The sequence below is a fragment of the Bacillus sp. JJ1609 genome (genome assembly GCF_036967045.1).
GTDB lineage: Bacteria > Bacillota > Bacilli > Bacillales > Cytobacillaceae > Mesobacillus.
Genome location: NZ_JBALSS010000027.1, coordinates 87,499 through 95,235 on the forward strand (window position 1 = coordinate 87,499; position 7,737 = coordinate 95,235).

The window sequence follows — 7,737 nt, forward strand, 5'->3', positions numbered from 1 at the left end:
AGTGGCCAATAAAAAGAAATTAACCAAACTAGAAGCGGTGATGTGGAGCATAGCACTCCCAGGTTTCGCACAACTCCTTACCGGCAACTTAATTAAGGGAGTATTATTTGTCGTGCTTGAGTTCCTGGTTAATGTATATAGTAATTTCAATAAAGGAATAATGCTCAGCTTTCTGGGTGAGACGGAAAGGGCCTTACAGGTAATCGATGTTCAATGGCTGATGTTCTACCCTTGTTTATATATGTTTGCAATGTGGGATGCATACCGCAGTGTAATGCCTGAAGATGAGAAGCTGACTTTTTTGCCTTTCGTTTTCTCAGCCTACTTCGTTACCGTAGGACTGATGGTTTCTCCAAAGGTAAAACTTTTGGGAGTATTTCCAGGACCGGTTTTTCTGCCAATGCTCTTTGTGATTCCAGGTGTGATTTCTGGATTTTTAATCAGAAAGGTATTAATGAAATTCTATGCCAGCTGATCTTTGTATCATGTTTTTAAGAAGCCGCATATAATATTAAAAAGTCGTACTAATCACTAATTTAGTGCAAAATACGACTAATTCCAAATTGAATAGTATCTTCCAAAGGGGAGTAGCTGTTAGGGAAACCTAAAGCAAAGTCGTCATTTCATGGGATTATTCCATCGGCTTTGTTGGCATGTACATATGCTTAGCAAGACCTTTGCCGCCTGGCAGAGGTCTTTTTGTGATTTAAAATCCAAAAATTGTGCCTTTATCAGCGGGGTGTATTGTAAATAATAAGAGCCGGAGGGTGACAAAAATGGATTTAGCGATGCTGCTTGAATATGGTTGGGTATTGATTGTTCTTGTTGGACTGGAAGGAATTCTCGCCGCAGATAATGCCGTTGTCATGGCGGTAATGGTAAAACACCTCCCAAACGATCAGCAAAAAAAAGCCTTGTTTTATGGCTTATTTGGTGCATTTATATTTCGATTCGCGACATTGTTTATGATTTCCTTGCTGGCCGATGTATGGCAGGTGCAGGCACTTGGCGCGCTATACCTTCTATTCATTTCCAGCAACCATTTAATCAGGAATTATTCAGGCAAAAACGAGAAGGAAAAACAGTTTAAGACTTCTGGTTCCTCTTTTTGGATGACGGTGCTAAAAGTCGAGCTTGCAGACATCGCCTTTGCGATCGATTCGATGCTTGCGGCTGTTGCTCTTGCTGTTACGCTGACACCTAGTGGCTGGTTTAGGATGGGCGGGATTGATGGTGGACAATTTATTGTCATGTTCCTGGGAGGCATAATTGGACTTGTTATTATGAGATTTGCGGCCAACTGGTTTGTTAAGCTATTAAAAGAACGGCCAACGCTTGAAACTGCTGCCTTTTTGATTGTCGGCTGGGTTGGCGTAAAGCTCGCAGTCTTTACTCTTGCCCATCCTGAAATCGGAGTCCTTGATCGCCATTTTCCGGAATCGTTCATATGGAAGTTTATATTTTGGATTGTTTTGATTTTGATTGCTGTAGTCGGGTATATTTTTTCCACCCGAAAGCTCCAGGTGCAGCATGACTCATAAAATTTTTTTATGCGAAAGCAGTCGTAAACCCAACATTTATCAACGAAAAAGAAAGACTTCAGTCACAAATTGACTGAAGTTTTTCTTTTTTTTTTCAAAAACCCCCATAAACACCCCCAGTGCAAACGTAACCATTTAGTGAATTAAAGCGGCCGCTCCCAAAAAATTATGAGGTGAACAGAGAATGAAGAAACTTTCCAACCAAGAGATGAAGAAAATTGCAAAAAGTACATTGGCTCTAGTGCTTGCCGGTACGTTTACATTTGCACCGATTGCTATGGCAGAAGAAAATACATCTGAGTACGAAACAGTAGATTTACAAACTGTTAGCCCCGAGGATATTGAAGATGCAAAAACTCAAGTTGATGAGCTTGCAGAAACGAATCCATCTTTAATTCCTGGAGATTTCTTCTATTTTGCAAAAATAGCATTGGAAAAAATCAGGCTTGCTTTTACTTTTGATAAGGCTGATGAAGCAGAATTGCTTGCTACATACGCAGCAGAACGCTTAGCTGAAGCTAGCGAACTGTTTGCAGCTGGAAAAGAAGACGAAGCACTTGAGGTAATCGAGACTGCTGTTGAATACATGGAAAATTCACAGGTCATCGTTGATAAAGAAAATTCAAACGATGAAACTGAAAAAGAAGAAGATACAAAAATCGAAGAAGGAACAGGTTCAGATGAAGTGACTGATTCTGAAGATGAAACTGATTCTGAAGCAGATGTAGAAGATGAAAATAATGAAGAAGCACCTGCAGACGATGTAGTTGCCGAAGATCCAAGCGATGATGCAGATGCAGAAACTGAAGAAGAAGCAGAAGACGTCGCAGCTGAAAATCCATATGAAGAAATTGAAGGCATCCTAAAACAAAATATTATCGCTTTGAAAGCAGCAATGGAGCATGTTGGAAATGACAAAGCAAGAGCTGCCCTTCAAAAGAATATCGACAAAACTTACGCGAAAATGGCTAAGAAGCTTGCTAAGTTAGAAGAAAAGTATGCTGAAAAGCCTGAAGAAGAAGAAAAGGAAACAACTGAACCAGTAGTAGTTGAGCCAGTTGTAACTGATCTTGAGCCAGCAGATCAAGTTGAAGAGCCGGCAGAAGCACCAGCCGAAGAACCTGCAGATGAAACTATGCCTGCAGATGATGATACTACAGTTGTTCCTGCTGTTGCTCCAGCAAAGCCCGTAAAGGAACAGGCAAAACAGCAGAAAAAAGCTGAAAAAGCTGCTGAGAAGCAAGAGCGCAAGGCTGTTCATCAAGAACGCAAAGCTGCAAAGCAAGAAGAAAAACATCAAGCAAAGCAAGAACGCTCTTATAAAAAGGAAGAACATAAGCAGCAAAAAGGTCATGAAGGCAAGGGCAAAGCTCATCAGAATGGCGAAAGCAAAGGTAATGGAAAACACTAAAACCAATTGAACAATAGACTCGAAAAGATAGCCATTTCAGGCTATCTTTTCACTGCCTAACCACAATAGAGAATTGACATGATATGATATAATGTGGTGAGAAAAGAGGTGAGGCTATTGCTAAGTTTATTGTTCATGGCAAAGAAACGGCGCAGACCACTGGAAGAGACAGTGGAAAAAATTCATCAGGGGGATGCAGCTTTAAGGGATGAATTGATTGATTCTTATAAGCCTTTTATTGCAAAGACCGTTTCAGCTGTCTGCAAGAGATACATACATGAATCAGACGATGAATTTAGCATTGGCCTCATCGCCTTTAATGAGGCAATCCAAAAATATTCATCTGAAAAAGGTAATTCATTATTAAGTTTTGCCGAAGTAATGATCAAGCGGAGAGTGATTGATTATATCCGCCAGCAGAGCAGAAACCAGAGCTTAAGTTTTAATATATCAAATGATCCTTCTGAGGAAGAGCAGCAGCGCTCAACAATTGAAGATGAGCTTTCTCTTGATGACTTCAGGAAAAAAACAGAACAAGAACTGAGGCGGGAGGAAATCATCCAATTCCAGAGTATACTAAAGGAATTTGATCTTTCTTTTCAGGACCTGCTCGATCAATCGCCCAAGCATGCGGATGCGCGGAAAAATGCAATGCTCGTTGCTCAAGCGATGGTAGAAAACGAGGAATTGAAAAATTTGCTTCTGGATAAAAAGCGCTTGCCAATCAAGCATTTAGAAGAGATGGTTGATGTCAGCCGAAAAACTATAGAGAGAAACAGAAAATATATCATTGCCATCGCACTGATTTTAATTGGGGATTATATTTATTTAAAGGATTATATTAAAGGGGTGTTAGAGACATGAGAAAAGGGGTTATCCTTGAAATCAATGATCTTTACCTAACATTGTTGACCCCCGAAGGTGAGTTTTTACAAGCCCGAAAGATTCAACAAGATTATCAGGTAGGAGAAGAAATTCATTTTTTTCCAGAAATGTCCACAAATAAAAGAAAGAAATTCAATCTTTCATTCATAAATAGTTTTAAAGCAAGAACAATTGCGCTTACTGCAGCATTAATGATGGTTATGAGCGCATTCCTTCCGGTATATCAAAGCGGGCAGGTATACGCGTATATGTCCATTGATGTTAATCCAAGTATCGAATTAGCTGTAAGTGATGAACTAAAAGTGTTGCGATTAACAGGTTACAATCCCGAAGGTAAGGAAATCATTGAGGAACTTGATGGCTGGAAAAAGAAAGATGCTGCCATGGTAGCTGAAATGATTCTTGATAAAATCGAAGACAAAGGATTTTTCAAGCAGGAGCATGACATTGTGATTGCCACTGTCCATAACGGTAAGGTTAATAAGGCCGTTGACCGGAAATTGGATGAGAAAATATCTGAAATAAAAAAGGCCACACAAGTAGAAAATCATGAGCTTAAGGTTATGCAGGGCACAAGTGAAGATCGTAAGAATGCCAAAAAGCAAGGGCTGACAACTGGAGTTTACAAAGAAAAGCAGATTGAAAAAGCTAAACCAGTTTCTATGCCTGCTAAACAGCAGCAAAAGGATAAACCAGAAGCTGCTCAGAAAAAGCCTGTTACACCATTGAAACCGCAGCCGAAACCTGAACAAAAAGAAACAGTGCTTCCAAAAAAACAGGAGGCACCTGGACAAATAAAGAAGACGCCTGAGCCGTCAAAGACTAATCCTGGAAAGTCAAATGATATAAATAAAGGCCAGGATAAGAAGGATCATCGAAAAAGTAATAATGAAAATACAAACAAAAGCCAGGGCGATATTCATAATCGTGACATAGGCCAAAAGTATGGCAACGGCAACCGAGTGGACAATGGAAGAAAAGATACAAGAAAAAAAAACAGCAATAATAAACAAAAGCATAATGAGAAATCTCACGGCCAATCAGGCCGTCATAATGATCATAACAATAAAAAATAAAAATTTTAAAAGTCCGGAATTCACTTCCGGACTTTTTTCCATGTTTTATATTCAATTGTTATTGTTGGTTTTGACCTGAAAGCTGTGCTTGTGCCTGTTGTACCAGTCGCTTAGTGATTTCCCCGCCTACTGATCCGTTAGCTCTTGATACAGTATCAGAACCAAGGTTCACGCCGAATTCCTGAGCGATTTCATATTTAACCTGGTCCATGAATTGTTCTACTCCTGGAACCAGCAATTTATTTGAACTTCTTGCCATGGTTGTCAACTCCTTATGAGGTTTACAGAGAGAACTCTGTAGGTATAGTTTTATCAAATGTGCCAGGTTCATGAATGGTAATGTTTTTTAGTATTGGATATTGTTTCGCATGAATCGTAATTTTTTAGGTGCACACGATATTATAAAAGGAAACTGCAGGAAAATACTTTATTATTGAGTTGATATTCTTTATCATAGGAATGGACATGAATTAGGCTTGAAAGGAATCAACTATGTGGAATAAATTTAGAAAGAAACTGGATAAACTAACACCTGCTCAGATCATCGTCACATATTATCTTTTAGCTGTTGTCGTTGCAATGAGCTTGCTAAGTCTTCCAATTGCCATTCAGCCAGGCGCGAGATGGTCATTTTTAGATGCCATGTTTACAGCTGCAAGTGCTGTGAGTGTGACGGGATTGTCGACTATAAGTGTACGTGATACTTTTACTGTTCCAGGTATATTTATACTGATGTTTGTCCTTCAATTTGGCGGTATAGGGGTAATGGCCCTGGGTACATTTTTCTGGTTGATCATCAGGAAGAAAATCGGCCTTAGAGAACGAAGGCTGATCATGACCGATCAAAACCAGACAACTATGTCAGGACTAGTAAAACTGCTTAAGGAAATTCTCGTCATTATAGTCTTAATTGAATTGATAGGCGCTATTATACTTGGTTTTTATTTTCTAAAATTCTTTCCTTCATGGGAGGAAGCGTTCTTGCACGGTTTGTTTGCATCAATAAGTGCGACTACTAATGCTGGTTTTGATATAACAGGTGCATCCCTTATCCCTTTTGCGAATGATTATTTTGTGCAAATTATTAATATAATATTACTGACACTTGGAGCAATTGGTTTTCCAGTGCTTATTGAAGTAAAAGGATTTTTATTCAGAAAAAATAAGAAGAAACCGTATCCTTTTTCCCTTTTTACTAAAATAACTACCATTACATTTTTGTGGCTTCTGGTATTTGGGACAGCTGCTATTTTTATTCTGGAATATAATCATTTTTTTGCTGATAAAACATGGCATGAAGCATTATTTTATTCTTTGTTCCAGTCATCCTCCACCAGGAATGGCGGGTTAGCAACAATGAATGTCAGTGATTTCTCGGATCCAACATTGCTGATATTGAGTGTCTTGATGTTCATTGGTGCTTCCCCCAGCTCGGTTGGAGGAGGAATACGGACAACAACCTTTGCCCTTAATCTATTGTTTCTTTACCATTTCGCCCGTGGGAAGAGATCAGTGAAAATCTTCAATAGAGAACTGCATCAGGATGATATCATTAAGTCGCTTGTCGTCACCCTCATGGCAATAATTATTTGTTTTATTTCGGTCATTATTTTAATGGCAACTGAGAATCAGCCGATGTTGGCAATCATCTTTGAAGTATCCTCAGCATTTGGTACGACAGGATTGTCTATGGGTATCACTCCTGAACTTTCCTCAGTCGGTAAGGCGGTTATCATAAGCTTGATGTTCATTGGCCGGGTAGGGGTCATTTCATTTTTGCTGCTGATTGCTAAAAAGACGGAAAAAGAAAGTATTCATTATCCAAAAGAACGTATTATTATCGGGTAAATATCAAATCCGGGGGAATCCCCGGATTTTTTTGTTGAAAAATTTAAGCTAAAACGCTACATTGCGTCAGTCCTGTCCCTTACTGACATCAATGGAAGGATGCATGAAAGGGTAAGCCTGAGGCTTTCGCTTTTCTTCAAGTAGCTCTCTGTTTTCAGCCGAATTCCAGCCGATGTCATTTGTAGGGTGTACCCATTCGTCACCTGCCATAACTGAAGGATCAGTCTCCTCACTCCAATTTTCCAAAGGGGAATTTTGGGAGGCATACTGACTGTCCCCAATAATGACGCCATGTTCATTTATGAAAGGGGCCTGCATTTGAATCCCTGTATCCTTGAAGCTTGGAGCATTCACCTGATGAGGCAGAGTTTCTTCAATATCCAAAGGTTTAAGGTTTGGATTATCTTTTGCCATAGTAGCTCCTCCTTTTTAGTTTATTTTTTGGATTAAGGGAGGATTTTATTAGGAGTCTTCCTTTGTAAAATTAGGCAATCTAATTCGTACATAGCTCTTAGGCAATTGAAAAAAATAGTACTATGGAGGTGGATAATATGGCTAAACGGAAAGCAGAAAGAAATGCTTTAGAAAAATATACAAACACACCTAAGAAAAATATCCAGGAAACAGAATTCAGCGCTGAATTTTCAGCTGGTGAGGATGCTGGGAAATTTGCTAACAGGAATTCCAAGCAAGGCAGGAAGGGAAGAGCTTAAATGAAAAAGCATGAAGAAAGGCACCAAAAGCCGTATAATGTTGAGTTTGGCATGGAATTTGGAGATATAAATGCCAGTAAGCTTTATGAACTGCCGTTTGCGGGAAGAAAAGGTAATCCAAAGTCTAAAAAAGATAAATAGGGATCCCTCTGAGAATATAAAAAGCCGGCGATTAAGCCGGCTTTAGACTGTAGAAAAACTCGATTAAAGCGAGCTTGTCTACAGTTTTTTTAATTTGTGTGGAAAGTATAACAGGTCTGTTG

At 39.3% G+C, this 7,737-nt stretch carries 10 protein-coding genes; 8 read left to right on the plus strand and 2 right to left on the minus strand.

The window, feature by feature from the left end:
* Positions 1-40: 40 nt before the first annotated feature.
* The 5 genes from V7654_RS19415 (at position 41) to V7654_RS19435 (ending at position 4,913) form a co-directional block, all read left to right on the plus strand.
* Positions 41-475 (plus strand): hypothetical protein, encoded by a 435-nt coding sequence (locus V7654_RS19415; protein WP_335432483.1) that lies wholly within the window; start codon positions 41-43, stop codon positions 473-475.
* A gap of 301 nt (positions 476-776) precedes the next feature.
* Positions 777-1,541, plus strand: a complete 765-nt coding sequence (locus V7654_RS19420) for a TerC family protein (RefSeq protein WP_335432447.1) — start codon at positions 777-779, stop codon at positions 1,539-1,541.
* A 184-nt stretch (positions 1,542-1,725) separates the two neighbouring features.
* On the plus strand, positions 1,726-2,952 hold the full coding sequence (locus V7654_RS19425; protein WP_335432448.1) for a DUF5667 domain-containing protein: 1,227 nt from the start codon (positions 1,726-1,728) through the stop codon (positions 2,950-2,952).
* 117 nt (positions 2,953-3,069) lie between these two features.
* The gene (sigI, locus tag V7654_RS19430; RefSeq protein WP_335432449.1) at positions 3,070-3,816 is read left to right on the plus strand and encodes an RNA polymerase sigma factor SigI; all 747 of its coding nucleotides are present in this window, start codon (positions 3,070-3,072) and stop codon (positions 3,814-3,816) included.
* Positions 3,813-4,913, plus strand: coding sequence for an anti-sigma-I factor RsgI family protein (locus V7654_RS19435; RefSeq protein ID WP_335432450.1), 1,101 nt, complete (start codon positions 3,813-3,815; stop codon positions 4,911-4,913). The genes sigI and V7654_RS19435 overlap by 4 nt, the downstream gene beginning before the upstream one ends.
* Positions 4,914-4,971: 58 nt before the next feature.
* Here the strand turns inward: V7654_RS19435 and V7654_RS19440 are convergent, their stop codons facing one another.
* On the minus strand, positions 4,972-5,172 hold the full coding sequence (locus tag V7654_RS19440; protein ID WP_207498730.1) for a small, acid-soluble spore protein, alpha/beta type: 201 nt from the start codon (positions 5,170-5,172) through the stop codon (positions 4,972-4,974).
* A gap of 233 nt (positions 5,173-5,405) precedes the next feature.
* Between V7654_RS19440 and V7654_RS19445 the strand changes: the two genes are divergently transcribed.
* Positions 5,406-6,761 carry a TrkH family potassium uptake protein gene (locus V7654_RS19445; RefSeq protein WP_335432452.1) on the plus strand — a complete coding sequence of 452 codons (1,356 nt, stop codon included), beginning with the start codon at positions 5,406-5,408 and terminating at the stop codon, positions 6,759-6,761.
* 66 nt (positions 6,762-6,827) lie between these two features.
* Here V7654_RS19445 and V7654_RS19450 read toward each other — a convergent pair whose 3' ends face one another.
* Positions 6,828-7,175, minus strand: coding sequence for a DUF3905 domain-containing protein (locus V7654_RS19450; RefSeq protein WP_335432453.1), 348 nt, complete (start codon positions 7,173-7,175; stop codon positions 6,828-6,830).
* Positions 7,176-7,312: 137 nt separating this feature from the next.
* Here V7654_RS19450 and V7654_RS19455 point away from each other — a divergent pair, with 137 nt between their 5' ends.
* Together V7654_RS19455 and V7654_RS19460 are read left to right on the plus strand one after the other, a co-directional pair.
* Positions 7,313-7,474, plus strand: coding sequence for a hypothetical protein (locus V7654_RS19455; protein WP_335432454.1), 162 nt, complete (start codon positions 7,313-7,315; stop codon positions 7,472-7,474).
* Positions 7,475-7,615 carry a hypothetical protein gene (locus V7654_RS19460; protein ID WP_335432455.1) on the plus strand — a complete coding sequence of 47 codons (141 nt, stop codon included), beginning with the start codon at positions 7,475-7,477 and terminating at the stop codon, positions 7,613-7,615.
* The last annotated feature ends 122 nt before the right edge of the window (positions 7,616-7,737 follow it).

Excerpts from the sequence above, each read along its gene's own strand:
- V7654_RS19415 (WP_335432483.1), top strand. The coding sequence starts at position 41 with ATGTGGAGCATAGCACTCCCAGGTTTCGCACAACTCCTTACCGGCAAC.
- V7654_RS19420 (WP_335432447.1), top strand. The coding sequence starts at position 777 with ATGGATTTAGCGATGCTGCTTGAATATGGTTGGGTATTGATTGTTCTT.
- V7654_RS19425 (WP_335432448.1), top strand. The coding sequence starts at position 1,726 with ATGAAGAAACTTTCCAACCAAGAGATGAAGAAAATTGCAAAAAGTACA.
- V7654_RS19435 (WP_335432450.1), top strand. The coding sequence starts at position 3,813 with ATGAGAAAAGGGGTTATCCTTGAAATCAATGATCTTTACCTAACATTG.
- V7654_RS19440 (WP_207498730.1), bottom strand. The coding sequence starts at position 5,172 with ATGGCAAGAAGTTCAAATAAATTGCTGGTTCCAGGAGTAGAACAATTC.
- V7654_RS19445 (WP_335432452.1), top strand. The coding sequence starts at position 5,406 with ATGTGGAATAAATTTAGAAAGAAACTGGATAAACTAACACCTGCTCAG.
- V7654_RS19450 (WP_335432453.1), bottom strand. The coding sequence starts at position 7,175 with ATGGCAAAAGATAATCCAAACCTTAAACCTTTGGATATTGAAGAAACT.
- V7654_RS19455 (WP_335432454.1), top strand. The coding sequence starts at position 7,313 with ATGGCTAAACGGAAAGCAGAAAGAAATGCTTTAGAAAAATATACAAAC.
- V7654_RS19460 (WP_335432455.1), top strand. The coding sequence starts at position 7,475 with ATGAAAAAGCATGAAGAAAGGCACCAAAAGCCGTATAATGTTGAGTTT.